Annotated in this window: 29 protein-coding genes and 7 pseudogenes; 21 read left to right on the top strand and 15 right to left on the bottom strand. The window is 68.4% G+C overall.

Going from position 1 to position 25351, the window contains the following annotated elements; translation table 11 throughout:
• Positions 1 to 46: 46 nt before the first annotated feature.
• The 3 genes and pseudogenes from ACHMWU_RS04640 to ACHMWU_RS04630 all read right to left on the bottom strand — a co-directional run.
• Positions 47 to 556 carry an alpha/beta fold hydrolase gene (locus ACHMWU_RS04640; protein WP_396041909.1) on the bottom strand — a complete coding sequence of 170 codons (510 nt, stop codon included), beginning with the start codon at positions 554 to 556 and terminating at the stop codon, positions 47 to 49.
• A gap of 14 nt (positions 557 to 570) precedes the next feature.
• Entirely contained in the window at positions 571 to 975 is a 405-nt protein-coding gene (locus tag ACHMWU_RS04635) for an SDR family NAD(P)-dependent oxidoreductase (RefSeq protein ID WP_396041908.1), read from the bottom strand.
• An 85-nt stretch (positions 976 to 1060) separates the two neighbouring features.
• A pseudogene (locus tag ACHMWU_RS04630) lies at positions 1061 to 1330 on the bottom strand (SDR family NAD(P)-dependent oxidoreductase); the annotation flags it as partial.
• Positions 1331 to 1391: 61 nt separating this feature from the next.
• On the opposite strand from ACHMWU_RS04630, the gene ACHMWU_RS04625 reads away from it, so the two are divergent.
• Complete coding sequence (locus ACHMWU_RS04625; RefSeq protein WP_396041907.1) at positions 1392 to 1670, top strand: ParA family protein; 279 nt, start codon at positions 1392 to 1394, stop codon at positions 1668 to 1670.
• Positions 1640 to 2185 (top strand): ParA family protein, encoded by a 546-nt coding sequence (locus tag ACHMWU_RS04620; RefSeq protein ID WP_396041906.1) that lies wholly within the window; start codon positions 1640 to 1642, stop codon positions 2183 to 2185. Before ACHMWU_RS04625 ends, ACHMWU_RS04620 begins: the two co-directional genes overlap by 31 nt.
• A 168-nt stretch (positions 2186 to 2353) precedes the next feature.
• On the opposite strand, the gene ACHMWU_RS04615 is transcribed toward ACHMWU_RS04620, so the two are convergent.
• Positions 2354 to 2596: a hypothetical protein gene (locus ACHMWU_RS04615; protein WP_396041905.1), complete on the bottom strand. Its 243-nt coding sequence runs from the start codon at positions 2594 to 2596 to the stop codon at positions 2354 to 2356.
• A gap of 56 nt (positions 2597 to 2652) precedes the next feature.
• On the opposite strand from ACHMWU_RS04615, the gene ACHMWU_RS04610 reads away from it, so the two are divergent.
• The gene (locus ACHMWU_RS04610; protein ID WP_396042935.1) at positions 2653 to 2829 is read left to right on the top strand and encodes a L,D-transpeptidase; all 177 of its coding nucleotides are present in this window, start codon (positions 2653 to 2655) and stop codon (positions 2827 to 2829) included.
• Positions 2830 to 2875: 46 nt separating this feature from the next.
• Here ACHMWU_RS04610 and ACHMWU_RS04605 read toward each other — a convergent pair whose 3' ends face one another.
• Positions 2876 to 3979 (bottom strand): DEAD/DEAH box helicase, encoded by a 1104-nt coding sequence (locus ACHMWU_RS04605; RefSeq protein ID WP_396041904.1) that lies wholly within the window; start codon positions 3977 to 3979, stop codon positions 2876 to 2878.
• On the bottom strand, positions 3925 to 4299 hold the full coding sequence (locus ACHMWU_RS04600) for a DEAD/DEAH box helicase (RefSeq protein WP_396041903.1): 375 nt from the start codon (positions 4297 to 4299) through the stop codon (positions 3925 to 3927). The genes ACHMWU_RS04605 and ACHMWU_RS04600 overlap by 55 nt, the downstream gene beginning before the upstream one ends.
• Positions 4300 to 4435: 136 nt before the next feature.
• Here ACHMWU_RS04600 and ACHMWU_RS04595 point away from each other — a divergent pair.
• Positions 4436 to 5133: pseudogene (locus ACHMWU_RS04595) on the top strand (ferritin-like fold-containing protein).
• Between the two features lie 110 nt (positions 5134 to 5243).
• Here the strand turns inward: ACHMWU_RS04595 and ACHMWU_RS04590 are convergent.
• The gene (locus tag ACHMWU_RS04590) at positions 5244 to 5495 is read right to left on the bottom strand and encodes a DUF3107 domain-containing protein (protein ID WP_396041902.1); all 252 of its coding nucleotides are present in this window, start codon (positions 5493 to 5495) and stop codon (positions 5244 to 5246) included.
• A 2-nt stretch (positions 5496 to 5497) separates the two neighbouring features.
• Positions 5498 to 6157, bottom strand: a complete 660-nt coding sequence (locus ACHMWU_RS04585; RefSeq protein ID WP_396041901.1) for a TetR/AcrR family transcriptional regulator — start codon at positions 6155 to 6157, stop codon at positions 5498 to 5500.
• A 103-nt stretch (positions 6158 to 6260) separates the two neighbouring features.
• On the opposite strand from ACHMWU_RS04585, the gene moeZ reads away from it, so the two are divergent.
• The 8 genes and pseudogenes from moeZ (at position 6261) to ACHMWU_RS04545 (ending at position 15211) form a co-directional block, all read left to right on the top strand.
• On the top strand, positions 6261 to 7481 hold the full coding sequence (gene moeZ / locus ACHMWU_RS04580) for an adenylyltransferase/sulfurtransferase MoeZ (protein ID WP_396041900.1): 1221 nt from the start codon (positions 6261 to 6263) through the stop codon (positions 7479 to 7481).
• A 3-nt stretch (positions 7482 to 7484) separates the two neighbouring features.
• Complete coding sequence (locus tag ACHMWU_RS04575) at positions 7485 to 7793, top strand: MGMT family protein (protein WP_396041899.1); 309 nt, start codon at positions 7485 to 7487, stop codon at positions 7791 to 7793.
• A 21-nt stretch (positions 7794 to 7814) separates the two neighbouring features.
• Positions 7815 to 8681, top strand: a pseudogene (locus tag ACHMWU_RS04570) (ATP-dependent helicase); the annotation flags it as partial.
• 860 nt (positions 8682 to 9541) lie between these two features.
• Positions 9542 to 11044, top strand: coding sequence for a PD-(D/E)XK nuclease family protein (locus ACHMWU_RS04565; RefSeq protein ID WP_396041898.1), 1503 nt, complete (start codon positions 9542 to 9544; stop codon positions 11042 to 11044).
• Positions 10966 to 13224, top strand: a pseudogene (locus ACHMWU_RS04560) (ATP-dependent helicase); the annotation flags it as partial. The gene ACHMWU_RS04565 and the pseudogene ACHMWU_RS04560, both read left to right, overlap by 79 nt.
• Before the next feature lie 517 nt (positions 13225 to 13741).
• Positions 13742 to 14236, top strand: coding sequence for a PD-(D/E)XK nuclease family protein (locus ACHMWU_RS04555; protein ID WP_396041897.1), 495 nt, complete (start codon positions 13742 to 13744; stop codon positions 14234 to 14236).
• Positions 14237 to 14241: 5 nt separating this feature from the next.
• Positions 14242 to 15099 (top strand): NAD(+) diphosphatase, encoded by an 858-nt coding sequence (nudC, locus tag ACHMWU_RS04550; protein WP_396041896.1) that lies wholly within the window; start codon positions 14242 to 14244, stop codon positions 15097 to 15099.
• Positions 15089 to 15211 carry a hypothetical protein gene (locus ACHMWU_RS04545; protein WP_396041895.1) on the top strand — a complete coding sequence of 41 codons (123 nt, stop codon included), beginning with the start codon at positions 15089 to 15091 and terminating at the stop codon, positions 15209 to 15211. The genes nudC and ACHMWU_RS04545 overlap by 11 nt, the downstream gene beginning before the upstream one ends.
• On the opposite strand, the gene ACHMWU_RS04540 is transcribed toward ACHMWU_RS04545, so the two are convergent.
• Positions 15208 to 15453, bottom strand: coding sequence for a mycoredoxin (locus ACHMWU_RS04540; protein WP_396041894.1), 246 nt, complete (start codon positions 15451 to 15453; stop codon positions 15208 to 15210). The two genes, ACHMWU_RS04545 and ACHMWU_RS04540, sit on opposite strands and share 4 nt — an antisense overlap.
• Positions 15454 to 15546: 93 nt before the next feature.
• On the opposite strand from ACHMWU_RS04540, the gene ACHMWU_RS04535 reads away from it, so the two are divergent.
• The 3 genes from ACHMWU_RS04535 (at position 15547) to ACHMWU_RS04525 (ending at position 18009) form a co-directional block, all read left to right on the top strand.
• Positions 15547 to 15888, top strand: coding sequence for a DUF2200 domain-containing protein (locus tag ACHMWU_RS04535; protein ID WP_396041893.1), 342 nt, complete (start codon positions 15547 to 15549; stop codon positions 15886 to 15888).
• A gap of 71 nt (positions 15889 to 15959) precedes the next feature.
• Entirely contained in the window at positions 15960 to 16370 is a 411-nt protein-coding gene (locus ACHMWU_RS04530; protein ID WP_396041892.1) for a UvrD-helicase domain-containing protein, read from the top strand.
• Positions 16327 to 18009, top strand: a complete 1683-nt coding sequence (locus tag ACHMWU_RS04525; RefSeq protein WP_396041891.1) for an ATP-dependent DNA helicase UvrD2 — start codon at positions 16327 to 16329, stop codon at positions 18007 to 18009. The genes ACHMWU_RS04530 and ACHMWU_RS04525 overlap by 44 nt, the downstream gene beginning before the upstream one ends.
• Here ACHMWU_RS04525 and ACHMWU_RS04520 read toward each other — a convergent pair.
• The 3 genes and pseudogenes from ACHMWU_RS04520 to ACHMWU_RS04510 all read right to left on the bottom strand — a co-directional run bounded on the left by ACHMWU_RS04520 (position 17993) and on the right by ACHMWU_RS04510 (position 20025).
• A complete protein-coding gene (locus tag ACHMWU_RS04520; protein ID WP_396042933.1) occupies positions 17993 to 18730 on the bottom strand; it encodes an AarF/UbiB family protein in 738 nt (245 codons plus the stop codon). The genes ACHMWU_RS04525 and ACHMWU_RS04520 overlap by 17 nt on opposite strands.
• Positions 18731 to 18797: 67 nt before the next feature.
• Positions 18798 to 19004, bottom strand: a pseudogene (locus tag ACHMWU_RS04515) (AarF/UbiB family protein); the annotation flags it as partial.
• Between the two features lie 358 nt (positions 19005 to 19362).
• Positions 19363 to 20025, bottom strand: a complete 663-nt coding sequence (locus ACHMWU_RS04510) for a hypothetical protein (RefSeq protein ID WP_396041890.1) — start codon at positions 20023 to 20025, stop codon at positions 19363 to 19365.
• A gap of 350 nt (positions 20026 to 20375) precedes the next feature.
• Between ACHMWU_RS04510 and ACHMWU_RS04505 the strand changes: the two are divergent.
• The 3 genes and pseudogenes from ACHMWU_RS04505 (at position 20376) to ACHMWU_RS04495 (ending at position 21398) form a co-directional block, all read left to right on the top strand.
• Positions 20376 to 20533, top strand: a pseudogene (locus tag ACHMWU_RS04505) (DUF5679 domain-containing protein).
• Positions 20534 to 20929: 396 nt separating this feature from the next.
• The gene (locus ACHMWU_RS04500; RefSeq protein WP_396041889.1) at positions 20930 to 21109 is read left to right on the top strand and encodes a hypothetical protein; all 180 of its coding nucleotides are present in this window, start codon (positions 20930 to 20932) and stop codon (positions 21107 to 21109) included.
• A gap of 58 nt (positions 21110 to 21167) precedes the next feature.
• The gene (locus ACHMWU_RS04495) at positions 21168 to 21398 is read left to right on the top strand and encodes a M48 family metallopeptidase (protein WP_396041888.1); all 231 of its coding nucleotides are present in this window, start codon (positions 21168 to 21170) and stop codon (positions 21396 to 21398) included.
• Here the strand turns inward: ACHMWU_RS04495 and ACHMWU_RS04490 are convergent.
• The 3 genes and pseudogenes from ACHMWU_RS04490 to ACHMWU_RS04480 all read right to left on the bottom strand — a co-directional run bounded on the left by ACHMWU_RS04490 (position 21362) and on the right by ACHMWU_RS04480 (position 23022).
• Positions 21362 to 21670, bottom strand: coding sequence for a hypothetical protein (locus ACHMWU_RS04490; RefSeq protein ID WP_396041887.1), 309 nt, complete (start codon positions 21668 to 21670; stop codon positions 21362 to 21364). The two genes, ACHMWU_RS04495 and ACHMWU_RS04490, sit on opposite strands and share 37 nt — an antisense overlap.
• Positions 21671 to 21791: 121 nt before the next feature.
• A complete protein-coding gene (locus ACHMWU_RS04485; protein ID WP_396041886.1) occupies positions 21792 to 21953 on the bottom strand; it encodes a hypothetical protein in 162 nt (53 codons plus the stop codon).
• Positions 21950 to 23022: pseudogene (locus ACHMWU_RS04480) on the bottom strand (zinc-dependent metalloprotease). Before ACHMWU_RS04480 ends, ACHMWU_RS04485 begins: the two are co-directional and overlap by 4 nt.
• Positions 23023 to 23418: 396 nt before the next feature.
• On the opposite strand from ACHMWU_RS04480, the gene ACHMWU_RS04475 reads away from it, so the two are divergent.
• Genes ACHMWU_RS04475 through ACHMWU_RS04465 form a run of 3 tightly spaced genes read left to right on the top strand, consistent with a single transcriptional unit; the run spans position 23419 to position 25327 of the window.
• On the top strand, positions 23419 to 23730 hold the full coding sequence (locus ACHMWU_RS04475; protein ID WP_396041885.1) for a molybdenum cofactor biosynthesis protein MoaE: 312 nt from the start codon (positions 23419 to 23421) through the stop codon (positions 23728 to 23730).
• Between the two features lie 27 nt (positions 23731 to 23757).
• Positions 23758 to 24135: a hypothetical protein gene (locus ACHMWU_RS04470; protein WP_396041884.1), complete on the top strand. Its 378-nt coding sequence runs from the start codon at positions 23758 to 23760 to the stop codon at positions 24133 to 24135.
• A 31-nt stretch (positions 24136 to 24166) separates the two neighbouring features.
• Positions 24167 to 25327: a PPA1309 family protein gene (locus tag ACHMWU_RS04465; RefSeq protein ID WP_396041883.1), complete on the top strand. Its 1161-nt coding sequence runs from the start codon at positions 24167 to 24169 to the stop codon at positions 25325 to 25327.
• The last annotated feature ends 24 nt before the right edge of the window (positions 25328 to 25351 follow it).

The raw sequence follows: 25351 nt of genomic DNA, 5'->3' as shown, positions 1-25351 counted from the left end.
CCTGGCCAGGAACGCGGTGATCTGCGCGGGCCGCTTGATGCCGTTCTCACGCAGCTGCGTGCAGGTCGAGCAACGGCACCTTGCCGATCGCGGCGGCCGGCTTCTTGAGCGGCCGGCGGCTGGACTCGCCGAGCGCTCCGGGACCCGTGCACAACAGGCTGAGGCTGAGCCAGGCATCGGGCTGGAGCGTCGTCGCGTGCTGGGCGACCAGGCCGCCGAAGGAGTGCCCCATCACGTGGGACGCCGGCCGTCCACTGGTCGCCCGGACCGCCACCGCATCGGCCGCGAGACCGGGCAGGGAGTAGTCGTCATGGGGACGTCCGACCGTCTCGAACTGGCCGCGCTGGTCGTAGGTCGTCACGTCGAACCCGGCGGCGGCCAGCAACGGCAGGACCGGTGTGAAGTCTTCCTTGCTGCCCGTCCAGCCGGGAATCAGCAGGACGTGGCCGACGGGCTCGTCGGCGAAGGCGGTGTGCGCTGCGAACTCTCCTCGCGGTGTCTGCAACGTCGTGGCGGTGACGCCCTCGGGCAGCTCCAGCGACTTCGGGACGCTCATGTCGTGGCCATGTCTCAGCGTCCGCGCTTGGCGGCGCGGGCCACGATCGACTTCGGCATGTACTGCGCCAACGTCGCGAGCACCTTGTAGCGGGCCGTCGGGATCGACAACGTCTTGTCACGGTCGAGATCTCGCAGCGACGCCGCGACGACCTTGTCGGCCTTGAGCCACATCCAGCGGGGAACCCCCGAGATGTCCATCTGTCCACGTTGGTGGAACTCGGTGCGCACGAAGCCCGGACACAGAGCCTGCACCGAGATGTTGACGTCGTCGTAGTGCAGGTCGGCCCAGCGGGAGAAGTTGACGAGCCAGGCCTTGTGCGCGGAGTACGCGCCACGCGGGGTGAACGCCGCGACGCTTGCGACGTTGATGATCTGCCCGCCGCCACGGCCCGCCATCGTCTTGAAAGCGGCGTCCATGAGGTGCATGGGTGCCCGGACGAGCAGGTTGCAGCTGAGCGTCCTCGTCGGCGATGTCGGTCGTGCCGAACCAGCCCGCCAGCGAGGCGCCCGCATTGTTGACCAGCAGGTCGACAGGACGCGTCGTGTCGGTCAGCTCGTTGGCCGCCGACTGCATGCCTTCGAGGGTCGCCAGGTCGGCGGTGACGACGTCGACCTGGACACCGTGCTTGGCCCGCAGCTCGGCGGCAACCGCCTCGAGACGGTCAGTCGTCCGGGCCACGATCACGAGGTCGTGACCGCGGCGAGCGAGCTCCTTGGCGAAGGCCAGACCGATACCTGAGGTAGCCCCTGTCACCAGCGCACGGCGTGTCATGGACCAAGCATGCCAAACCCCTCACGGAACGGGGGCTCGCCCCACCCGTATCGGTGACACAATGGCGAACGTGACGACGACGATCGCTGTGGCCAACCAAAAAGGTGGGGTCGCCAAGACCACCACGGTGGTGTCCTTGGGTGCCGCCCTCGTCGAGCCAAGCAGCGCGCTGCTGCTGGTTGACGTCGACCCGCAGGGCAGCCTGACGTTCTCGCTCGGCATCGACCCCGAAGACCTCGACGTGACGGTCGCCGAGGTGCTGCTGGGCACCAAGCAGGCCGATGACGCGATCGTCGTGACCGATGACGGATGCATCTGCTGCCCGCCAACATCACGCTGACGCAGGCCGAGGAGAGCCTGGTGGGTCGCACGGGTCGTGAGCAGCGCCTGCGCGTGGCGCTCGACAAGGTCATCGACGACTACGACTGGATCCTCGTCGACTGCCCGCCGACGCTCGGCATCCTGACCGTCGGCGCACTGTCGGCGGCACAGCGGGTGCTGATCCCGTTGCAGGCCGAGACGTTGTCGCACCGCGGGGTGGGCCAGCTCCTCGACACGATCCACGACGTCCGCAAGTTCATCAATCCCAAGCTCGAGATCCTGGGCGTCCTGCCGACGATGTACGACGGGCGGACCAAGCACGCCCAGAACGTCCTCGACGCGATCCACGAGACGTACGACCTGCCGGTCCTGATGCCGCCCATCCCCAAGACGATCCGGTTCGCCGAGGCTCCGGCGATCGGACGGTCGGTGCTGTCGACGGCGCGCACGAGCAAGGGCGCCGACGCCTACCGGCAGATCGCTGCGGGGCTCGTGGCCGCCTCGTCGAAGCGGGCCCGCTCCGACATAGGATGAGCGCGTGTCCAAGCACCGCGCCTCCCGCTCCGCCCGCCAAGGACGGATCGGCGCACTCGGCATCGCGTTGGGCCTGACACTGATCGCAGCCGGTGCGGCCGTCGGGGTGGTCCCGGCGACGGGCCGACGCCGACCAGAGCGTGCGGGTTGCTCCAGCTCCCGAAGGCGTCACCGGTGGAGGCGCCCCCCGTGGCGACGACCGAGCCTCCTGTCGCCGTTGTTGCTCCGGTAGCCGATCCGGCCCCGCCGCAGAACTCGGGCGAAGGACGCCGGATCGTGTTCGACCAGGGCGACCAGCGGGTCTGGCTGATCCGTGACGACGAGACCGTCGAGCGCACCTACCCGGTCTCCGGCAGCCGGTTCGAGAACCTCGACCCCGGCGCCTACGAGGTGCTGTCGAAGACCCGGCACGCGACGGCGTTCGACGCCAGCGGCACGATGGAGTACTTCGTGCGCTTCGCCACGGGATTCAGCGAGCCGATCGGGTTCCACTCGTCCCGCGCGACAACCAGGGCAAGCTGCAGCAGACCAAGGCCCAGCTGGGTCAGCGGCTGTCAGCCGGGTGCGTGCGGCAGTGGAAGAACGATGCGATCGCGCTGTGGGAGTTCGCGCCCGTCGGCACCAAGGTGCACGTCACCGCCTGACCTGCCGTGGCTTCCCCAGGCCAACCTGGGGAAGCCACAGCCGAAGTCAGTCGGACGAGGTCGCCGGAGCTTCCGTTGCGGCGACGGGCTTGCCTCCGCGCGAGCGGTTGCGGTTGCGCTTGCGCGGAGTGCGCGGTGCGCCCTCGGTGGCGACGCTGTCGCCCGAGGTCTGCTGCTTGTCGCCGGTGCTCTGCGTGCCGCCGGAGCGCGAGCCCGAACGGCCGCCGCTGCGACCACCGGAGCGTCCGCCACGGTCGGAGTCCTTCTTCGGCTCCTTGGGGGCCGGCGGCTTCAGGCGTCCCTTGGCCTCGCGGCTGATGCCGAGGTCGTGGAACAGGTGATCGGACGTCGAGTACGTCTCGACCGGCTCGTCGAACGGCAGGTCGAGCGCGGTGTTGATCATCTTCCAGCGTGCCAGGTCGGCCCAGTCGACGAACGTGACGGCGATGCCCGTGGCGCCGGCGCGGCCGGTGCGGCCGATCCGGTGGACATACGTCTTGTCGTCCTCGGGGCAGTTGTAGTTGATGACGTGCGTGATGCCCGCGACGTCGATGCCGCGCGCTGCGACGTCGGTCGCGACCAGCGTGTTGACCTTGCCCTCACGGAACCGGGTCAGCGCCTTCTCGCGGGCGACCTGCGCCATGTCGCCGTGCAACGGCGAGGCCGGGAAGCCGCGGTCGATCAGGTCTTCGGCGACCCGCTGCGCGGTGCGCTTGGTGCGGGTGAAGATGATGACCCGGTTGACGTCATCGGCCTGCAGGATGCGGGCGACGACCTCGGGCTTGTCCATGTCGTGGGCCTGCCACACGAACTGCGCCGTGGCGGGAACCGTCTGGTTGGAGTCCTGGCTCTCGGCACGGATGTTCATGGGGTGGCGCATGTGCTTGCGAGCCAGTCCGACGATCGCGCCAGGCATCGTCGCCGAGAACAGCATCGTCTGCCGGGTCTCGGGAGTGCGCGCCATGAGCGACTCGACGTCGGGCAGGAAGCCCAGGTCGAGCATCTCGTCGGCCTCGTCGAGGACGAGCGACTTGATGTGCGACAGGTCGAGCGCGCCGCGGTTGGCGAGGTCGAGCAGACGTCCGGGCGTGCCGATCACGATGTCGACGCCCGAGGTGAGCGCGTCGAGCTTGCGTCTCGTAGGGGACACCGCCGTAGATCGTCAGGTTGCGGGGTGCCGCGTCGCTTGGAGGCGACCGCGATGTCGCTGGCGACCTGGATCGCGAGCTCGCGGGTCGGCGCGACGATGAGGGCCTGCGGCTTGCCGGCGGCGACCTGGTCGTAGTCGGCGTCGTGGGGAGCGACGGTGCGCTGGATGACGGGGATGCCGAAGGCGAGGGTCTTGCCGGTACCGGTGCGCGCCTGGCCGATCAGGTCGGTGCCCATGAGAGCGACGCCGAGCGTCATCTCTTGGATGGGAAAGGCTTCGATGATGCCGACGTCTTCAAGCGCGTCGGCGATCTCGGGCATGACGCCCAGATCTTTGAACGTAGTCAGGGTCTTCTCGAATTCTTCAGATTCGTGGGATTTCCTCGATCAGTCTAACGTCTCCGACGGCTTTGGTTCCTGAGCCTGTCGAAGGGGCGAGGCGCTACGCTGCACTGTCATGGCCACCAAGGACGTTCCTACCCCCTCGACGATCGACGATCCGGTCTACCGGACCGGTGCGCTGGAGCTGCTCGGCCTGCTCGCCTACGGCGAGATCAGCGCCTGCGAGCGGCTCGCCGAGGACGCCAAGATGGCCCCTGATCTGCGCACGAAGGTCGAGATCGCGGCCATGGCGACCGCCGAGTTCGGTCATTTCGAGAAGCTGCGCGAGCGTCTGGTCGAGCTGGGGAGGACCCGTTTGACGCGATGATGCCGTTCGCGGCGACGTTCGAGCGCTTCCACCGGCAGACGACGCCGTCGGACTGGCTCGAGGGTCTCGTCAAGGCCTATGTGGGTGACGGTCTGGCCGCCGATTTCTACCGGGAGATCGCGGCCTTCCTCGACACCGAGACACGCGAGCTCGTGCTCGAGACCCTGAGCGGCACGGGGCACTCGGAGTTCGTCGTCGACGCCATCCGGGGTGCGATCGAGGCCGATCACCGGGTCGGCGGACGGCTCGCGCTGTGGGGTCGACGTCTGATGGGCGAGGCGTTGAGCCAGGCGCAGATGGTCGTGGCCGAACGCGATGCGCTCAGCGCGGTGCTCGTCGGCGGCGTCGACCACCCGGGCATGGACCTGGCCGGGATTGGTCGGATGTTCACCCGGCTGACCGAGGCGCACGCCGCCCGCATGGAGAAGCTCGGCCTCGCCAGCTAACCCCCGCTGAGGAGGTGGTTGTTGCCCCTCGGCGAGGTAGTTATGGCCCTGCGGCGAGGGCAGCAAGCGCCTCGTCGCAGGGCGATAACCACCTCGTCAGCGAGAGGGGGTCAGACGGTGGCGGTGACGGCTTCGCTGGCCGCCAGCCCGAAGCCGACCTTGCGGCCGACGTCGGAGGTGAAGTCGAGGTACGCGATGCGGCTGGCGGGGACAGCGACCGTGCGGCCCTTGTCATCGGTCAGCGTGAACACGGCATCGTTCTTGAGCGCCTCGTCGAGCAGCGCGAGCACTGCCTTGGGGTCTTCCTCGGTGGACACGGACAGCTCGCGGGGCGCGTACTGCACGCCGATCTTGACCTCCACGGTCACTCATCTCCTTGGGTTGTTCCGAATTGGATCGTGCCGTCGTCGTTGCGGGGGAATCCACCGATGCCGCGCCACGCGAGGGCGGCGACGAGCTGGACGGCTTCGTTGCGGGTGAGGGTCGAGTCTTGGGACAGCCAGTTGCGGGCGCCGACGTGGCCCATGCCGACCAGGCTGACGGCCAGCAGGTGCGAGGCCGCCTCGGGCAGGCCGGTGTCGTCGCGGATGACCTCGGCGACCAGCGCAGCCGACTCCTCGATGACCCGATCGACCTGCTGGCGGACCGACGGGTCGCTGGTGAGGTCGGACTCGAACACCAGCCGGAACGCTGCGCCCTGATCGGCGACGTAGTCGTACCAGAGCTCCATCGTGGCCTGGACGCGCTTGCGGTTGTCGTGCGTGGACGCCAGCGCACCCTTGACGCCGTCGATCACGGTGTCGCACGACGTCTCGAGCAGGGCGAGGTACAGGTCGAGCTTGCCGGGGAAGTGCTGGTAGAGCACCGGCTTGGACACGCCGGCGCGCTCGGCGATCTCGTCCATCGAGGCTGAGTGATAGCCCTGGTCGACGAACACCTGCAGGGCGACCTCGAGCAGCTGGGCGCGGCGCGCGGTACGCGGCAGGCGGCTGGTGCGCGGGCGCAGGGGGATCGCTTCAGTCACGACCTCAGACTACTGCCCCGCCCATCATGCGGACGCGCGGAGCGGCTACCTGGCACGACCGGGAACAATAGGATGCGCTGCCGGCGTTATGCCGACCAGACTGATGTGCAAGAACCGTTGTCTCTGCACCGCCCGCATAGAGGAGAACGCCGTGGTCGCCCCACTCGTGGAACCCGCTGACGAACTGACCATCGACGAGGTGCGCCGCTACAGCCGCCACCTCATCATCCCCGACGTCGGGATGACAGGTCAGAAGCGGCTCAAGAACGCCAAGGTGCTGGTCATCGGCGCCGGCGGCCTCGGCAGCCCCGCGCTGCTGTACCTCGCGGCTGCTGGTGTCGGAACTCTCGGCATCATCGACGACGACGTCGTCGACGAGTCCAACCTGCAGCGTCAGGTGATCCACGGCCAGTCCGACATCGACAAGCCCAAGGCCGAGTCGGCCGCCGCGTCGGTCGCCGAGATCAACCCGTACGTCAAGACGATCGTGCACAACACGCGCCTCGACAACGACAACGTCCTGGAGATCTTCAGCCAGTACGACCTGATCGTCGACGGCACCGACAACTTCGCGACCCGCTACCTCGTCAACGACGCTGCCGTGATCCTCGGCAAGCCGTACGTGTGGGGCTCGATCTACCGCTTCGAGGGCCAGGTGTCGGTGTTCTGGGCGCAGGAAGGCCCGCAGTACCGCGACTTGTACCCCGAGCCGCCGCCGGCCGGCATGGTCCCGTCGTGCGCCGAGGGCGGCGTGCTGGGCGTCCTGTGCGCCTCGATCGGCTCGATCATGGTGACCGAGGCCATCAAGCTGATCACCGGCATCGGCGATCCACTGATCGGCCGTCTGATGGTCTATGACGCGCTCGAGATGAGGTACCAGACCCTGAAGATCAGGCGTGATCCGAATGGAGTTCTTCCAACAGCACTCATGGATGACTACGAGGCGTTCTGTGGCGCGATCAGCGAGGAGGCAGCCGATGCGGCCGCCGACTCGACGATCTCGGTCACGACGCTCGACGGCTGGCTCAAGGAGCGCAACGACGGTTCGCGCGACTTCGTGCTGGTCGACGTGCGCGAGCCCAACGAGTACGAGATCAACAAGATCCCCGGCTCGATCCTGATCCCCAAGGGCGAGTTCCTCAACGGCAAGGCGCTCGAGCAGCTGCCCGGCGACAAGCAGATCGTGCTGCACTGCAAGTCGGGCGTGCGTTCGGCCGAGGCGCTGGCCGTGCTCAAGGGCGCGGGCTACGCCGACTCGGTCCACGTCGGCGGCGGCGTCGTCGCCTGGGTCAACCAGATCGATCCGAGCCAGCCGACGTACTGACCCGTGCACGAGGACTTCACCGAGAACGTCCTGGACCTGGTCGAGCGGATTCCGCCCGGCCAGGTCCTGTCGTACGGCCGGATCGCCGAGATCCTGCAGGACGGCGGACCTCGCCAGGTCGGACGCGTCATGGCGCTCGAAGGCGGCGCGGTGCCGTGGTGGCGGGTCGTCCGGGCCGATGGGTCCCTGCCCGCGTCCCATGCGATCGACGCGCAGGTGCACTACCGCGAGGAGGGGACGCCGATGCGGGGCGAATGGCTCCGCGGTGGATATGTCCGAGGCTCTGTGGCGTTTCCACCCGTGACTGTCTGACCTGTCTGGTGGGATGGAGTCATGCCAGTCGAGTACGTGTTGGGTGCCCCAGACGGTGCACCTCGTTCGGCCCCGCTGCTCGACCCTGAGCAGCGGGCCGTCGTCGAGCACGCCGGCGGCCCGCTGCTGGTGCTGGCTGGCCCTGGTGCCGGCAAGACGTCCACGCTCGTCGAGGTCGTCGCCGATCGGGTCGACCGCGGCTGTGCGCCCGAGCAGATCCTCGTCCTGACGTTCAGCCGCAAGGCTGCCGACGAGCTCAAGTCGCGCATCGCCCGGCGGCTCGACCGCACGACCGCGACGACACCGGCGATGACGTTCCACTCCTTCTGCTACGCGCTCGTGCGTCAGTTCCAGACCGAGAGCGAGTTCGCCCGCCCCCTGCAGCTGCTCAGCGCACCCGAGCAGGACGCGATCATCCAGCGGCTGCTCAGCGAGGGAGATCCCGAGCAGTGGCCTGTCGTGCTGCGACCGTCGCTACGCACCCGTGGCCTGGCCGCCGAGCTGCAGCGGTTCATGGCCACGGCACGGTCGCTGAACCTCGACGACGTCGACGTGCTGCAGCTCGGCCAGAAGGCTCAGCGCGACGAGTGGAAGGCGGCGGCCCGGTTCTTCGACGACTACACCGGGGTCGCGGCCCTGCAGAACACGATCGACTACTCCGACCTGGTGTTCCAGGCGGTGCAGCTGTTGCGCGATCCGGTCAAGCGCGACCAGATCAGGGCCAGCTATGCGATGGTCGTCGTCGACGAGTACCAAGACACCGATCCGCTGCAGGTCGAGCTGTTGCAGGCGCTGGCCGGCGACGCCCGCGACCTGATCGTGGTGGGCGATCCCTACCAGTCGATCTACGGGTTCCGCGGTGCAGACGTGCGCGGCATCCTCGGCTTCCGCCACCAGTTCCTGCAAGCCGATGGCTCGCCGGCCGATCAGGTCGTGCTGACGCGCACGAGCCGCTACGGCGCGAAGATCTCGGCGGCGGTGGGTTCGATCGTGTCCAACCGGGGCGTGCTGGGCGCGGTCGACGGACGCGGTTTCGAGGCCTTGCGGCACCTGACGCCCCGGCGCCCCCGCGACGGTGACGTCCACGTCGAGACGTTCGCGACGCCGACCGCCGAGGCCGAGCACATCGCGCTGCTGCTGCGTGAGCAGCACCTGTCGCGTGACGTGCCGTGGGAGCAGATGGCCGTGCTGGTGCGCTCAGGTGCTGACATCGCGAGGTTCCAACGATCGCTCAGCGCAGCCGGTGTCCCGGTCGTGATCGCCGGCGACGAGGTCCCGCTGCGCTCGGAGCCTGCGGTTCGTTCGCTGCTGGTCGCGCTGCGGGCCGCCGATGCCGTCGCGCGCGACGAGCCGCTGGCGCCTGAGGCCGCCGATGCTCTGCTGTCCGGTCCCTTGTGCGGGCTCGATGCCCCGGCCCTGCGCCGGGTCGGACGCGCTCTGCGTGATGCCGACCGCACGGCCGAGCGGGGCCCGCGTGCTTCGCGGTTGCTGCTGGCCGAGGCGTTGTCGCAACCGGCGATGCTGCTGAACCTCGACCGGCCCGACACCCCCGTCGGCCACGCCGCCGCGCGGGCCTCGCGTCTCGCGTCCCTGCTGCGCCGGGCCGCCGAGCAGATCCTGGCGGGCGACTCGGTCGAGCTCGTGCTGTGGACCTTGTGGTCGGGCACGCCGTGGCGTCAGCGTCTGCAGGCCGAGGCCCTCGGAGACGGCGAAGGGGCGGCCCGGCCGATCACGATCTCGACGTGCTCGTGGCCCTGTTCTCACAGGCTGCGCGCGCCGAGGAGCAGCAGCAACGCCGGGGCCTGGCCGAGTTCGTCAACGAGCTGGAGTCCCAAGAGATTCCTGCCGACACGCTTGCGCAGGGCTCCATCGCGCCTGAGGCCGTCCAGCTCATGACTGCTCACCGGTCGAAGGGGCTCGAGTGGCGCACCGTCGTGGTCGCCGGGGTGCAAGACGGCGCCTGGCCCGACGTCCGTCACCGGGGCAGCTTCCTGCGCACCGAACGCCTCGGCGCCGAGGCCGAGGTCGCACCGCCGACGGCTCGTGAGGCCCTGCGTGAAGAGCGGCGGCTGTTCTACGTCGCCTGCACGCGTGCTCAGGAGCACCTCATCGTGACCGCCGTCGAGAGCGGACGCGAAGACGGTGACCAGCCGTCGATGTTCGTCTCCGAGCTGTGGGACCACCTGCACGGCGATGGTGCCGGTCGCACAGTCAGACAGCGTCAGCCCCGACGCCGGCCAGATCGACCGCTGTCGCTGCGAGGCTCGATCGCGGCACTGCGCAGGCTGGGCGAAACCACCGAGAGCGACGTCGTGCGCGACCGGGTGGCTCGGCAGCTGGCCAAGCTCGCCGAGCGCCCCGGTGCCGCGACCCGCCCGGCCCGACCCGAACGCTGGTGGGGGATGGCCGCGATCACCGAGGCCGCCGAGCCGATGCGCGCCGACGACGCCACGATCCGGTTGTCCGGCAGCTCGGTCAGCGCGATCACCGAGTGCCCGCTCAAGTGGTTCTACGACCACGAGGTCAAGGCCTCGACGGGCACCACGACGGCTCAGGGCTTCGGCTCGGTCATCCATGCGGTTGCCGCCGAGGTCGCCGAGCAGCGGTTGCCAGCCGACGTCGAGGCACTGGGGGTCTACATCGACCAGGTCTGGGACCAGCTGGCCTTCGCCGCCGAGTGGATCGGCGGTCGCGAACGCGCCGAGGCCCGCGACGCCCTGATCCGGTTCGTCAGCTGGCACCTGCAGCACGGGCGTACGACGTTGGCGGCCGAGCACGAGTTCCTGGTCGAGACCACGATCGCCGGCCGCACCGTGGCGCTGGGCGGGTCCATGGACCGTGTCGAGCCGCAGCGACGACGGTGTGCACGTCATCGACCTCAAGACCAGCAAGTCCGTGGCCGACAAGAAAGACCTGGCCCAGCACCCGCAGCCGGCTTCTACCAGCTCGCAGTCGACCTCGGCGCCACGGACGATCTGGCCGAGGGCATCCGCGCGGCCGGAGCAGAGCCGGTCCAGCTGCGCAACGGCGAGAAGAAGCTGCCCGACTACCCGGTCGTGCAGCCGCAGGATGCCCCGCCGGCAGACCAGCCCTTCTTCGCGCTCGAGCAGCTGACCAGGTCGGTCCACGTCATCGCCGACGAGCAGTTCACCGCGACACCGAGCGAGAAGGCATGTCGGTGGTGCGAGTTCCAGCGGGCCTGCCCCGGTCAGCCCGCTGGAGCGACGATCCTCGGAGGGTCTGGCGAATGACCCAGCACTCTGCCGTCCAATTGCGTACGACCGACGACCTCGACCGGGTGTTCCAGGGCATCTTCCCGGCGCCGGCCGGTCGCGATCCGTTCCGGTTCTCACCGCCTCAGCTGGCTGCGATCACCGCGCCGCTCGACGCGCCCGGCGTCATCATCGCAGGAGCGGGTTCCGGCAAGACCACCGTCATGGCTGCCCGGGTCGTGTGGCTGGTCGGTCATCACGGCGTCGCCCCCGAGCGCATCCTCGGCCTGACCTTCACCAACAAGGCCGCCGCCGAGCTGGGCGTGCGCATCCGTCGTTCGCTGCTCGGACTCGACCTCGACGCCGATGGCGAACCGACCACGTCGACGTACCACGCCTTCGCCGGCACGCTGATCGCCGAGCACGGACTGCGCCTGGGCATCGAGCCCGATCTACGCATCCTGTCCGATGCTTCCCGGTTCCAGCGGGTGGCGCAGGCGATCGAGTCCTACACCGGCGAGCTGGTCGAGGTCACGACCAACGTCCCGCGTCTCGTCGGCGACGTGATGGCGCTCGATGGCGAGCTGTCCGAGCACCTGGTGACGACCGACGAGCTACGGGCGTTCGACGGCCAGCTCATTGCGACGCTGCAAGGTGCCGAGAAGCACTACGCGATGCAGGACAAGGCGATCGAGGCAGCGCGCAAGCGCATCGAGCTGTCCCGGCTCGTCGATCGCTATCGGCGGGCCAAGGCGATCGCGGGCGTCATGGACTTCTCTGACCAGATGGCCTGGGGGGCCGAGCTCTCGGCCGTCTCCGAGGTTGCCGAGTCGCTGCGTGAGCGGTTCGACGTCGTCCTGCTCGACGAGTACCAAGACACCTCGGTCGCCCAGCGAGATCTGCTCAAGAACCTGTTCTCCGGTGCCGACGAGTCGTCGGGGCGCGGTCACAGCGTCACGGCCGTCGGCGATCCGGCGCAGGGCATCTACGGCTGGCGGGGTGCTGCGGCGGGCAACCTGTCCGAGTTCCTCGACCACTTCCCAGCTGCCGACGGAAGCCGTGGGCAGCAGTACTCGCTCGTCGAGACGCGGCGCTGCGGCAAGAGCATCATCGGGGCGGCCAACGAGCTCGCCGCCGACTTCTACGCGACGTCCGACGTCGTGCAACCGCTCCAGGCCCATCCCAGCAACGCAGTCGGAACCGTCACCGTCTCCTTGCACGAGACGGTCGCCGACGAGGTCGACGCCGTGATCGACGGAGTGCAGGCGGCCATCGCGGCCGGACGAGCCCGTTCAGAGATCGCGATCCTGGTGCGGGTCGGCGGCGAGAACGGTGAGATCGTCGCGGGGCTGCGCTCGGCCGGTATCCCGTTCGAGGTCGTCGGCCTGACCGGTCTGCTCTCCCAGCCCGAGGTCCAAGACCTGGTCTCGGTGCTCGAGGTCATCGAAGACGTGACGGCCAATCCGGCGATGCTGCGCCTGCTGACCGGACCGCGCTGGAACATCGGTCCGCGCGATCTCGCGCTGCTCGGACGGCGAGCGGCCACGCTGAGCGGACGCCGGTTCGACCGTGAGGGCGATCTGACCCTCGACCAGCAGCTGGCCAAGGCCGTCGAGGGCACCGACCCCACCGAGATCGTCTCTTTGGCCGATGCAGTCGAAGATCCAGGCGACCTGCCGTACTCGCCCGATGCCCGCGTCCGGTTCCAGTCCCTGTCGGGGCTGCTGGCCGGACTCCGCTCCCACGTGGGCGAGCCGTTGTACGACTTCGCCCGGCGAGCGATGCACGCGCTCGACCTCGACGTCGAGCTGGAGGCCAGTGGAGCTCCTTCGGGGCTCGACAACATCGCTGCGTTGCTCGACGCGATCGCGTCCTACTCGGCCGACGACTCCTTCGCCTCGTTGTCCGGCCTCCTGGCCTATCTTGCTGCCGAAGACCGCTACAACGACGGCATGGAGGTCTCGACGCCGTCCGATGCTGACTCGGTCAGCTTGCTCACGGCCCACAAGGCCAAGGGGCTGGAGTGGGAGGTCGTGTTCGTCCCGTTCATGGCCAAGGGGGTGTTCCCGCACTCGCGCGGCCGCTCGCGCTGGACCAGCAGTGCGACCACGATCCCGGTCACCTTGCGCGGCGACGCCAATCAGCTCCCCGACATCGAGGAGTGGACCTACGCGGGCGACAAGGAGTACCGCGCACTCAACTCCGCCGATGCCCTCAACGAAGAGCGTCGACTCGGATATGTCGCCTACACCCGGGCCAAGCACGAGCTGCACGTGTCGGGTCACTGGTGGGGGCGGACGGCGACCCGGCCGCGTGGGCCGTCTCCCTTCCTCGAGAACACGCGCGCCTGGCTCGGCGAGCAGGGCATCAAGCCGCTGCTGTGGGCCGACGAGCCCGCAGACGACGAGCGCAATCCGCTGGCCGAGCAGCGTCTGAGCGTGGCGTGGCCGGCGTCGCCGGGCGACCTAACGGCACGGTATCGCCTGGCCGAGCTCGTCGACGCGCACATCGACGACCCTGATCGCCCGGCCCTGCCAGAGTTCGCCACCCCGCAGGAGGTTGCCGAGCCAGCGGTCGTGGCCGAGATCGAGGCTGAGCTCGAGCTGCTGGTGGCCGAGGCCGACCGTGCTGCTGAGCCCGTCCGGACCATCTACCTGCCGCCGAGCCTGTCGGCGACGACGGCGCTGCGCCTGGCCGAAGGGCGCGACGAGCTTGCTCGCCGAGCTGGCTCGGCCCATGCCACGCCAGCCTGTGCCGGGGGCCCGGTTCGGCACCCGCTTCCACGCCTGGGTCGAGGCTCAGTTCGAGCTGGGCCAGCAGACCTTGCTCGATCCGAGCGATCTGCCGGGTCGCGGCGACCCCGACATCAGCAGCGACGCCGAGCTCGACGCCATGACGCAGGCCTTCCAGGAGGGGCCGTACGGCGGATCGACGCCGTACGCGATCGAAGCCCCGTTCTCGATCGTCCTCGGCGGGCAGCAGATCATCGGCCGGATCGATGCGATCTACCAGACCGACACCGGCTTCGACGTCGTCGACTGGAAGACCAACAAGCAGGCGACGTCAGATCCGCTGCAGCTGGCGATCTACCGGTTGGCCTGGGCTGAGCTCCAGGGGATCGATCCATCGCTGGTCGAGGGTGTCTTCTACTACGTACGACTGGGCGACGTTCGTCGCTACGACGATCTGCCCGGCCGCGCCGAGCTCGAGGAACAGCTCGGTCTAACCTGACAGACGTGGACTTCGCCTTCGAACACGCCCAGCACGATCGAGCCGCGCATCTGCGCAAGAACGACGCCTGGCGCGGGCCAGACGTGCAGGTTCTGGTCATCGGCGGCGAGCACGTCCCGACGATCGACGGTTCAGGACTGCGGTGGGTCTCGATGGACGAGGCGCCGGAGGGGGAGTGGATCTTCCTCGGCACGCGCGGCGACACCCGCTATGCCGCTGTCATGGTCGACCGGGTGCCACCAGAGCTGGAGCCGGCGAGCCTGCGGCTGATCGGCCCGACGGTCGCCGCAGAGGAAGCCTCCTTGGCCGTCCACGCTGTCGGTATCGCGCGGTGGCACCAGAACCACAGGTTCTGCGCCAAGTGCGGTGCGCCGACCGAGATCTCCGAGGGCGGCCACACGCGGGTGTGCCCGGCCTGCGGAGCGCACCACTTCCCGCGCACCGACCCGGCCGTCATCATGCTGATCACCGACGACCAGGATCGTGCGTTGCTGGGGCGTCAGCCGATCTGGCCCGAGGGACGGTTCTCGACCTTGGCCGGCTTTGTCGAGCCTGGTGAGACCTTGGGTGATGCGGTGCGCCGTGAGGTCATGGAAGAGGTCGGCATCGAGGTCGGCGACGTGACCTATGCGGCCAGCCAGCCGTGGCCGTTTCCGTCGAGCCTGATGCTCGGCTTCTTCGGTCGTGCGCTGAGCACCGAGATCCGGGTCGACCAGGACGAGATCGAAGAAGCCCGCTGGTTCACGAGAGACGAGGTCACCGAGATGACGGCGAGCTCGGACCTGCTGCTCCCACCCAATGTGTCGATCTCCAGGTGGCTGCTCCAGGAATGGCACCAGGGGACGCTGACGGGTGGCTGGTGAGGCCACCTACGTCTGGGAGAAGCCCGTCAGCGTCACGCGCTCGTGCCTCGCGCTCATCCGCGCTCCGCGCGGCCTGCTCGGCTCGCTGACGCTCGCCGCATGGTCGGGCTAGGAGGCGAGCTGGGCCTTGATCTGAGCCAGCGACGGGTTGGTGAGAGCCGTGCCGTCGGTGAAGACCAGGGTCGGGACGGTCTGGTTGCCGCCATTGGCCTGCTCGACCAGGAGCGCTGCGTCGGGCTGCTGCTCGATGTCGACCTCGTCGAAGGCGATGCCCTCGCGCTTGAGCTGGCCCTTGAGCCGGTGGCAGTAGCCGCACCAGGGGGTGCTGTACATGACGAACTGGGGATCTGACATGTGGCGAACCTACTCTGCTGCCGAAGGACGTGTTCATGGTGTGTCAACGTGTGGGCGGTGCGCGCCATTCCCGCACGAACTACCCTCGGGAGGGTGAGCCGCATCTTCACGACCAGCTTCGCGTCGGTCTACCCCCACTACGTGGCCAAGGTCGAGCGCAAGGGCCGCACGAAGGCCGAGCTCGATCAGGTCATCGAATGGCTGACGGGATTCGACGACGCGGCACTGTCTGCGCACCTGGGCGCAGACACGACGTTCGAGGACTTCTTCGCCGCCGCGCAGCTCAATCCGAACGTCAGCCTGATCACTGGAGTCGTGTGCGGCGTGCGGGTCGAGGAGGTCGAGGACCCCCTGATGCAGAAGATTCGCTACCTCGACAAGCTGGTCGACGAGATCGCCAAGGGCAAGGCGATGGACAAGATCCTGAGAGGCTGACGGTCGCCCCTTCGACTGTCCGGACCGGCGACTAGGCTGGAACTTCCACCCGGTTTCTTGGAGGTTCGTGCGTGCCTGATGCTGACGACTTGTTGACCGGGCTCGACCCCGAGCAGCGAGAGGTCGCGCTGGCGCTGCGCGGTCCGGTGAGCGTCATCGCCGGTGCCGGCACCGGTAAGACCCGGGCCATCACGCACCGCATGGCCTACGGTGTCGCGACCGGCATCTACAAGCCGACCGAGGTGCTGGCCGTGACGTTCACGACCAAGGCTGCCAACGAGATGCGCGTTCGGCTGCGCGATCTGGGCGCTGACGGGGTGCAGGCCCGCACCTTCCACTCGGCGGCCCTGCGGCAGGCACGCTACTTCTGGCCGCAGGTCTACGGCGGCGAGTTCCCCCGAGATCACCCAGTCCAAGTTCCCGCTCGTGGCCGAGGCGATGCGCCGTCTCAACAAGCGCGCCGACACGCCGCTGCTGCGTGACCTGTCGGCCGAGATCGAATGGGCCAAGGTCTCCAACATCACCCCAACGGCCTATGCGGCCGCAGCGGGTCCGGCGCGCCGCGAGGTCGCCGACCTGTCGCCCGGCGACGTGGCCAACCTGTTGGCGAGCTACGAAGAGGTCAAGCGCGATCGCGGACGCATCGACATGGAAGACATCCTTCTGGTCACGGCGGCGATCCTGGCCGATGACGAGCGCATTGCCGCGCGCGTACGTCAGCAGTACCGCTGGTTCGTCGTCGACGAGTTCCAGGACGTCAACCCCTTGCAGTCGACGTTGCTCGATCTGTGGCTTGGTGGCCGTGACGACATCTGTGTCGTGGGCGACCCGAGACAGACGATCTACTCGTTCGCCGGGGCCTCGCCCCAGATCCTGGCGAGCTTCGGCCGCCGCCACGAAGGCGCACAGCGCATCGAGCTGGTGCGCAACTACCGCTCGACCCCGCAGATCGTAGCTGCGGCCAATGCCGTCTTCGCGCGGTCGACGGCCGTCGACGGTGTCCGTCTGGTGTCGCAGCAGGAGCCCGGAGATCCGGTCAGCTACATGGGCTATCCCGACGAGCTGGCCGAGGCCAATGCGGTAGCCAGCGAGATCGCGATGCTGCATCGCCGTGGGACCCCCTACCGCGAGATGGCGATCCTCTATCGCATCAACGCGCAGTCCGAGGCCTTCGAAGAGGCGTTGGGCGAGCACGGCATTCCCTACACGATGCGCGGTGCAACTGGCTTCTTCAACCGTCCAGAGGTGCGTCAGGCGGTGACGTTGCTGCGCGGCTCGGCCCGCGGCGGCGAGGCGGCCGGCCAGCTGGTCGACGACGTGCGCGCGATCTTCGGGGCGATGGGCCACACCGATGAGCCGCCGTCAGGAGCAGGCGCGGTGCGCGATCGCTGGGAGTCGTTGCACGCGATCGTGTCGATGGCGACCGATCTGGCCGAGGCGAACCCCGGCGCCGACATGACGGCGCTGGTGGCCGATCTTGATCGCCGCATCGAGCAGGCGCATGCACCGGCCGCCGATGGCGTCACGTTGGCGACCCTGCACTCGGCCAAGGGCCTGGAGTGGGATGCGGTCTTCTGCGTGGGAATGCACGAGGGGATGATGCCCAGCGTCCACGCTGACACCCCGGTCCTGGTCGAAGAAGAACGTCGTCTGTTCTACGTCGGCGTGACGCGTGCGCGTCACGACCTGACGATCTCGTGGGCTGCCTCCCGCAAGCAGGGCGGACGTGGCACCCGTCAGCCGACGAGATTCCTCGACACCTTGCTGCCTGCAGGTCACCAGGCTCGGCAGGTGTCCTCGCAGGTGCGCCAGCGCAAGGTGGCCAAGTGCCGGGTCTGCAACACCGTGCTGGCGGTGGCCGACCGCAAGCTGGGCCGTTGTGCCGACTGTCCCTCGACGTATGACGAAGAGCTGTTCGAGACGTTGCGCGCCTGGCGCAAGGAGCAGGCCACCGAGCAGGGCAAACCGGCCTATGTCATCTTCACCGATGCGACGCTGCAGGCGATCGCCGAGGCGAAGCCCACCGATCGGGTGGGGCTCGAACGGGTTCCGGGCATCGGCCCGGCCAAGATCGAGCAGTATGCCGAAGCGGTGCTAGCCCTGGTCAGAGAACCCGGGTAGCGACTCTTCGAGAATCGCCCTGAACGGGGCCGTGGCACCGAGCCGGCTCAGCACCCCGATGCCGCCGATCCACACCCGGTGGATCAGCAGGTACTGCGGTGGGAGGTTGATCTTCATGGCAGTGCCCATGCCGTCGGCCGTCGGAGCGCTGACCCGCAGCGTCTCGGGCACGCATCCACTCGCGGCTGAACGCGAATCGCTCGACCTGGGCGGGTTCCACGAAAGGGCCGATGTAGCGCGCGATGGTCTCGGCGTCTAGATCGGTCTTCGACTTCAAGAACCCCTCTTCACGCAGCCCTTCGAGCACGCCGTCGTAGTCGTCGTCGACGGCTCGCCGGAGCAGTCGTCCCATGGCCAGGGGCAGGCCATCGGGGAGCCGGGCCACGGCACCGAAGTCGACGACTCCCAGTCGTCCGTCTGGCATGATCCGGAAGTTGCCGGGATGGGGGTCGGCGTGAAGCATGCCGGCGCGGCTTGGCCCTGCGAACAGGAACCGGACGTACGCCTCGCCGTAGCGATCGCGTTCAGCCTGGGTGCCGTCGGTGATGATCTGGGCCAACGACGAGTCGCTCTCGAGCCACGTCGTGACCAGGGCGCGCTCGGTGTGGGCCAGCGGGCGGGGGACCACGATCTCGGGATCGTCGGCGAAGGCGGTGGCGAAGACGTCCTGCGCGGCGGCTTCGAGGCTGTAGTCGAGTCTTCCGGCGACGCGGTCCTGCAGCCTCCTTGACGAGCGGCTTGACGTCGAGGCCTGGTGCGATGACGCCGAAGAGCCGAGCGAGCCGGCTGATCTGGCGCAGGTCGGAGATCAGCGCCTTGGCAGCGCCCGGGTACTGCAGCTTGACTGCGACCTGGGTGCCGTCGTGCCAAGTCGCCCGGTGCACCTGTCCGATCGAGGCTGAGGCGGCTGGCTTGTCGTCGAACGAGGTCAGCGTGTCGCGCCAGTCGGCGCCGAACTCCTGGGCCAGCACCCGGTGGACGGTGGCAGGCGGCATCGGTGGGGCGGAGTCCTGGAGCTTGACCAAGGTCTCGCGGTAGGGGCCGATCAGCTCTTCTGGCAGGGCCGCCTCGAAGATGCTCATGGCTTGCCCGAACTTCATGGCGCCGCCCTCGCTGTCCGAGGACGCTGAAGATCTGGTCGGCTGTGCGGCGTTGCACCTCGTCGAGCACGAGATTGGCCGGGGTGCCGACGATCCGCTTGCCGAAGCCGAGGGTCGTCCGGCCGGCGAAGCCGACAGGGAGTGCGGCCAGGCGTGCCGTGCGGGCGAAGGCGCTGCCAGATATCGGTCGTGCGCTGTCGGGGTCCTTCTTGGGAGTGTCAGGCACGTGGTCAGGATAGTCCGCTGTGCCTGATCATGCTGCCGCAAGCAGATCGCAGGAGCAGCCCGGGTGGAAGGGCACGCTCCAGGTCATGCGCTCGTCGTGCTGTGGGCCGACCAGCAGGCAGTGTCCGGTCGTCCGGGGGCGTTGCCCGTCGACCACGGCGAGGATGTCGACCGCGATCTCGACTGCTGCGGCATGGGCGGTCGGCGCTGCCAGTGCCGTGGGGCCGACGGCGACCGAGGAGCGGCCGAACTGGTGCAGGAGGGCAGGCCAAGCCGGTTCCCAGGCTGTGCGGTGCAGGTCGTGGCAGCCGACGCAGGGGGTGAGGCCGGGGCGGACGAAGGGTCCCGTCCGCACGCGGTCCTCGTCGATCACGACGGCCAGGTGGGGCGTGCCGAAGAGGGAGGGACGTTCGAACCGGGAGCGGGCTGCCTCTCCGCGGGAGCAGACGACGAGCAGGTCTGGCTCGCTCGATCGGAGCCGAGTCAGCCCCGCTGTCGACAGGATATGTCTGGTCGCGTCGACGATCGGCCGACAGCCGGGGTCGGCGTCGAAGCCGATCGACCACGTCGACCGGTGCAGGTGCTCGACGCTCGAGGCGTCGACGACGGCACCGCGTGCGGCGAGCCTCGGTGAGGATCGGTCCCGGGTCCTGTCCCAGCTCGGGTATCGACTCGTGGACGAGGCGCGCAAGTCGGGGCACGTCCCGGACCCCGTCGAGCAGCCGAAGCAGGTGCAGCAGACCGGGCTGATCGGCGATCACGATCCCGGGGGACGTGCCGATCTGGAGGTGCGTGGCGTCTCGCCGAAGCAGCTGCGCACCGGGTCGAAGGACAGGGCGAAAGGTCATGGCGACAGCCTGACCCCGACCGGCGCGAGGACGCCACGTGCTCGTCCACAGCCGAGGCGTCGCGTGAACGCCCTGAAACGCCAGTGTTGGCCGGCTGCGACTCGCCGGGAAGAAATAGGCGTGACTGAGCGTGAAATCGCCGACTCACGCGTACTCTGGCAGTGATCAGCACCACATCGGCAAGGAGGCCGTAATGTCGGAAACATGGAGTGGCGAGTTCTACTGCGTCAAGTGCAAGGAAAAGCGCGAGACGTCGGGAGAGGTCCACGTCAGTGACAAGGGCACTCGCATGGCCAAGGGCATCTGCCCGGTCTGTGGCACCAGCTGAACCGGATTCTCGGCAAGGCCTGAATCCACCGGCGGGGACTGAGGTCCCGCTCTTCCCCCACATCTTGCGGAGGGTCCGACATCGTCGGGTCCTCCGCAGCTTTGTGTCGGGACCCGGGTCTGGGTCAAGGCCTCGGCAGAGCTTGCCTTCCCCTTGCGCAGCTCTGCCGATGCCTCGAATGGCGTTGAGGCTAGGGGGTTGACCGGCTCGGCGTCAACACTCCGGAAGCGCCTGTTGTCCACGCTTGTGGATAACGTTGGGGACAAGTTGTGGGGATCGCCGCGCTGACATGTGGACGACTGGTGCACAACCTGTGTGCAGTCGGGCGAACCGCCGGGTGAGTGCCGCCATGACCTGCGTTTTCGCCTCTGGCAGGTTGTGGAAAAAAGATCGTGGTGACCGGCGGGTAGGTTCGACCCATGAGCGAGGTCGAGATCCGTCGAAGTGCCCGACGCAAGCGGACGGTGCGGGCCTATCGCGAGGGTGACAAGACCATCGTCCTGATGCCGGCCAATCTGCCCGCGGCTGTCGAGCAGGAGCACGTGCGGTCGCTCCTCGAGCGCCTCGATCGTCGCGAGCAGCGGGGTCAAGCCCAGTGACGAGCAGCTGCTGGGCCGGGCTGTCGAGCTGTCCTGTTCGTGGTTCGGGGGACGGGCCGTGCCGTCGTCGGTGCGTTGGGTCACCAACATGGACAAGCGCTGGGGCTCGTGCTCGTCGACCGATCGCAGCATCCGACTGTCACACCGGCTCCAAGGCATGCCGCCTTACGTCGTCGACTACGTGTTGATCCATGAGCTGGCGCACCTCATCGAGCCCAATCACAGCAGCGCGTTCTGGAAGCTGGTCGAGGCCTATCCGCACAGCGAGAAGGCTAAGGGCTTTTCTTGAAGGCGTCTCGTGGCAGCAGCCATGAGGTCGCGCACCGACTGATCGGTCTGCGGTGGTGGCGAGGTCGTGTCGAACCAGGCCAGGTCGGCCGACTCGTCGCTGATCGTGAACTCGTCGTGCGGTGCTGTCGCGACGAACTGCACGTCGAGATGGTGCGAGGGACGGATCGGCCCGCAGCCGGGCACCTCGTGCAGCGACAGCAGCACCGGGACGGGGGTCGATCTGCAGCCCGTCGATGCCGCTCTCCTCGCGGCCTTCGCGCAGCGCCGCAAGCACGAGCGTCGCATCATCGGCCTTGCAGTGCCCGCCGGTCTGGCAGCCAGCGACCGATCCGCTTGTGCAGCGTCAGCAGCACCCGTCGGTGATCGGACGACACGATCAGCACGCTGGCCGTCAGGTGGTCGGGATGGCAGCTTCGCGACATCGCGTCGGGGTGGGTCGCCAGGTGGTCGAGGTAGGCCCGTCGAGCTCGTCCTGCTGCGGGTCGGGTGCAGTCCAGGCGTCGAGCACGCGACGGGCGTCGTCGTGCAACGCCCGCTGGTCGAGCAGGGTCACTCGGTGGTGCCGCTGCCGTCGCCGTCGAGCAGCTCGCCGAGTGCGGCGTCGAAGTCGGCGTCGCTCTGGGTCCGGGTCTCGCCTTGGGCGAAGGCGAGCGGATCGTCGAGGTCGGCCGCCGTCGGCATCAGGTCGGGGCGGCTCCACACTGCGTCGCGAGCATCGGGTCCTTGGCGGTCGCGGAGAGCGGCCCACACGGTCGTGGCCTCGCGCAGCTCGCGAGGACGCAGCTCGAGCCCGACGAGGGCGGCGAACGTCTGCTCGGCCGGACCCCCGGTGGCTCGGCGACGCCGCATGGCCTCGGCGAGAGATGCTGCCGCCGGCATGCGGTCCTTGGTGGCTTCGGAGATGACCTCGTCGACCCAGCCTTCGATGAAGGCCAGAAGTGTTCGAGCCGGTCGAGGGCGCGCTGCTGCTCGGGGTCCGTTCGGGCTCGAACAGGCCACCGGCCAGAGCATCTTGGATGTCTTCGGGGCGGGACGGTTCGAGGTCACGCATCTGCGCCTCGATGGCGGCGACGTCGATGCGGGTGCCGCGTCCGTACTCCTGATCGCACCGACCAGCGCCGACCGGAGCCAGGGGGAGTGGTGGAACAGACGGTGGTGGGCGCACTCACGCAGCACGACGTAGAGCAGGACGTCGGATGCCGGGTGCTCGAGTCCTTCGCCGAAGGCCTCGATGCCGGACGGGAGGATCGCCGCGATGCGTTCGGTGCCGAGGGGCAGGCCGATGTCGGTGGATGACACGACCTCGCTGGCGAGTCCGCCGAGGGCCTGGCCGACCTGCTGGCCGAACATCGCACCGCCAGCCTGCGTCAGCATGCCCATCAGCGGCCCGGCCACGGCCTTGGCCTCCTCGGGCAGGGCGGCGCCCATGGCCTTGACGACGTGCTCGGCGATCGGCTCGACGGCTGCCGCCAGGTCTCGGAGGTCGCCTCGATCCATTCAGCCTTGCTCCAGGCCGTGGACGTGAGGGCGCCGGCGGGGATCGACGTGGCACTGTCGAGCCACAGCTCGGCGAGCCGGACGGCGTCGTCGACGGCACCGCGCTGGGCGGCGTTCGGGGTCAGATCGGGGACCGGCCGCGGCCACTGTGTGCCGTGCGACGTCCTTGGCGAGTTCGAAGTTGACGCCGCCTTCGTGGGGGGCGAACATCCGTTGCATCTGGCTCATGATCTGGCTCATGTCCATCTCGCCGCCGGGAGCCGCCGCCCATGAAGCTGCCGAAGCCGCTCCATCGGGGTTCCGGCGAAGGGGTTCTGAGGCTCTTCTTTGTCGTCATCGGCCATGGGTCAACAGTAGCGACTGCTTCCCCGAGACCCCGCATGTTCTGTGTTCGCCTACGATGAACTCACCATGGACAGCGTTCGCCTCATCGACATCCGCGAGACGCCCCTGAGCATCGACGAGGTCTTCGCGGCGGTCGCCGATCCTGCGGCCGGCGGCACCTGCCGTTCGTCGGGACGGTGCGCGACCACGACCGGGGACAGGGTGTCGAGGGCCTCGGGTACTCGTCCCACCCGAGTGCAGCGGCCCGCTTGCGAGACGTGGCTCAACGTATCGCCGAGCAGAGCGACGTCATCGCGCTGGCAGGCGTCCACCGGGTCGGCGATCTGGCGATCGGCGACCTCGCCGTCGTCGTGGCAGCCTCGGCGGCACATCGCGTCCAGGCATTCGATGCGTGTCGTCGGCTGATCGACGAGCTCAAGACCGACGTCCCGGTGTGGAAGCACCAGATGTTCACGACCGGTGACTCCGAGTGGGTCGACCACGCGTAGGTTGTGGTGACTCACTAGGCTGCTCGTGTGTCGGACCCCACTTCCATCAGCCGTCGCTACCTGACCTTGGTCGTGGCGACAGTCTCGTTGATCGTGCTGACCTGCATCGCATTCCTGCCGCCAGTTCCGTACGTGACGCAGCGTCCCGGCCCCGTTTTCGACACCCTGGGCACGCCATTCGACGACAAGCCGTTGCTGACGTTCGGTGATGACGTCAAGACGTTCGAGACGAGCGGTTCCCTCAACTTCACGACGGTCTCCGTCACGCGGGCCGATGCGCGGATGTCGTTGGTCGATGCGATCAGCGGCTATTTCGATCCCGACATCGCGGTGGTGCCGAAGTCGCTGGCTGATCCCGACAACGAGACGGCCAGCAGTCGACGGCGCAGTCTGCGGCCCAGCTGAGCAGCTCGAGGATGACTCGCGGGTCGCGGCGTTGCGGGCTGCGGGCTACACGGTCGACGAGCGCCCCGAGGTCGCGTTCGTGGCCGAGGACGGCGCATCGGTCGGCAAGCTGAAGGTCGGCGACCTCGTTGAAGCGGTCGACGGCAAGGCGGTCAGCGACAAGGACGCGACGGTGGCGGCGATCGGCAAGGTCTCGCCAGGCGACACCGTCACCCTGACCGTGAAGCGGTCGGGCAAGTCCCGCGACGTCGCGATCGTCACCAAGCCCGACTCGAAGGACCCGAAGATCCCGCGCATCGGCATCTCGGTCGGCACGAAGTTCATCTTCCCGATCCAGGTCGACAACAACGTGGGCGACCAGATCGGTGGACCGAGCGCCGGCACGATGTTCGCCCTCGCGATCTACGACATGCTGACCCCCGGCGAGCTGACGGGTGGCAAGAACATCGCCGGCACGGGCGAGATCACGCCCGACGGTGTCGTCGGCCCGATCGGCGGCGTCCGGCAGAAGATGGCCGGTGCTGAGCGAGCCGGAGCGACGATCTTCCTGGTGCCGGCGGCCAACTGTGCCGAGGCGCTCAACGGTGACGACGACGGGCTCCAGCTCGTCAAGATCACGAAACTCGACGATGCGATCTCGTCCCTCCGGACGATCGCCAAAGACCCGAAGGCCAAGGTGCCGTCATGCCTGATGCCAGATTCCCCGCTCCGCCAGGCAGCCCTGGAGGTCGAGACCTATGTCGGGGCCGATGGATGGGACCAGGCGCCGCGACTGTTCGCGCTGGTGCGTACCGCCGACCTGGTCGCGGCCGAGCCCGGACTGCTCGAGCAGGTCAACCTCGTGCCCGACGGCATCACCTCGATCGAGCAGGAGCTGCCGAGAGGCCGTGAGCTCGAAGACCTGCTGACCGAGATCGAGTGGCCTGCGTCGGTCGACGGCTGCGCTGCCGTCATCGAGCGCATCATGCTGCCGCCAGAGGCGGAGGAGTCCCTGCCCGACGATCCCGAGGCGCTCGTCGAGGCCGCCGCTGCCCACCCTGACCGCCGCGAGGCGCGTCTGGTGGCAGCCGTCATGCGCGACGGCCAGGCGCACAGCACCGTCCGGGCCAAAGAACCTGCTGATGCGACGCTGTTGGAGGGTCCCGATCTCGTCCCCGGACTGATCGAGCATCTCCGTCGCACCCTGACATAACATCTTGTCACCCCGTTACCCAGG

The sequence above is a fragment of the Aeromicrobium sp. UC242_57 genome (assembly GCF_044452305.1).
Taxonomy (GTDB): Bacteria; Actinomycetota; Actinomycetes; order Propionibacteriales; family Nocardioidaceae; genus Aeromicrobium.
This window is presented reverse-complemented; position numbering and strand designations above follow the sequence as displayed.

Bases quoted from the DNA above. Each gene is read 5' to 3' on its own strand.
- ACHMWU_RS04640 (WP_396041909.1), bottom strand. From the start codon at position 556: ATGAGCGTCCCGAAGTCGCTGGAGCTGCCCGAGGGCGTCACCGCCACG.
- moeZ (WP_396041900.1), top strand. From the start codon at position 6,261: ATGTGCAAGAACCGTTGTCTCTGCACCGCCCGCATAGAGGAGAACGCC.
- ACHMWU_RS04625 (WP_396041907.1), top strand. From the start codon at position 1,392: ATGGCGAACGTGACGACGACGATCGCTGTGGCCAACCAAAAAGGTGGG.
- ACHMWU_RS04620 (WP_396041906.1), top strand. From the start codon at position 1,640: ATGCATCTGCTGCCCGCCAACATCACGCTGACGCAGGCCGAGGAGAGC.
- ACHMWU_RS04635 (WP_396041908.1), bottom strand. From the start codon at position 975: ATGGACGCCGCTTTCAAGACGATGGCGGGCCGTGGCGGCGGGCAGATC.
- ACHMWU_RS04600 (WP_396041903.1), bottom strand. From the start codon at position 4,299: ATGCCCGAGATCGCCGACGCGCTTGAAGACGTCGGCATCATCGAAGCC.
- ACHMWU_RS04525 (WP_396041891.1), top strand. From the start codon at position 16,327: ATGCGCCGTCTCAACAAGCGCGCCGACACGCCGCTGCTGCGTGACCTG.
- ACHMWU_RS04555 (WP_396041897.1), top strand. From the start codon at position 13,742: ATGCCACGCCAGCCTGTGCCGGGGGCCCGGTTCGGCACCCGCTTCCAC.
- ACHMWU_RS04500 (WP_396041889.1), top strand. From the start codon at position 20,930: ATGAGCGAGGTCGAGATCCGTCGAAGTGCCCGACGCAAGCGGACGGTG.
- ACHMWU_RS04540 (WP_396041894.1), bottom strand. From the start codon at position 15,453: ATGTCAGATCCCCAGTTCGTCATGTACAGCACCCCCTGGTGCGGCTAC.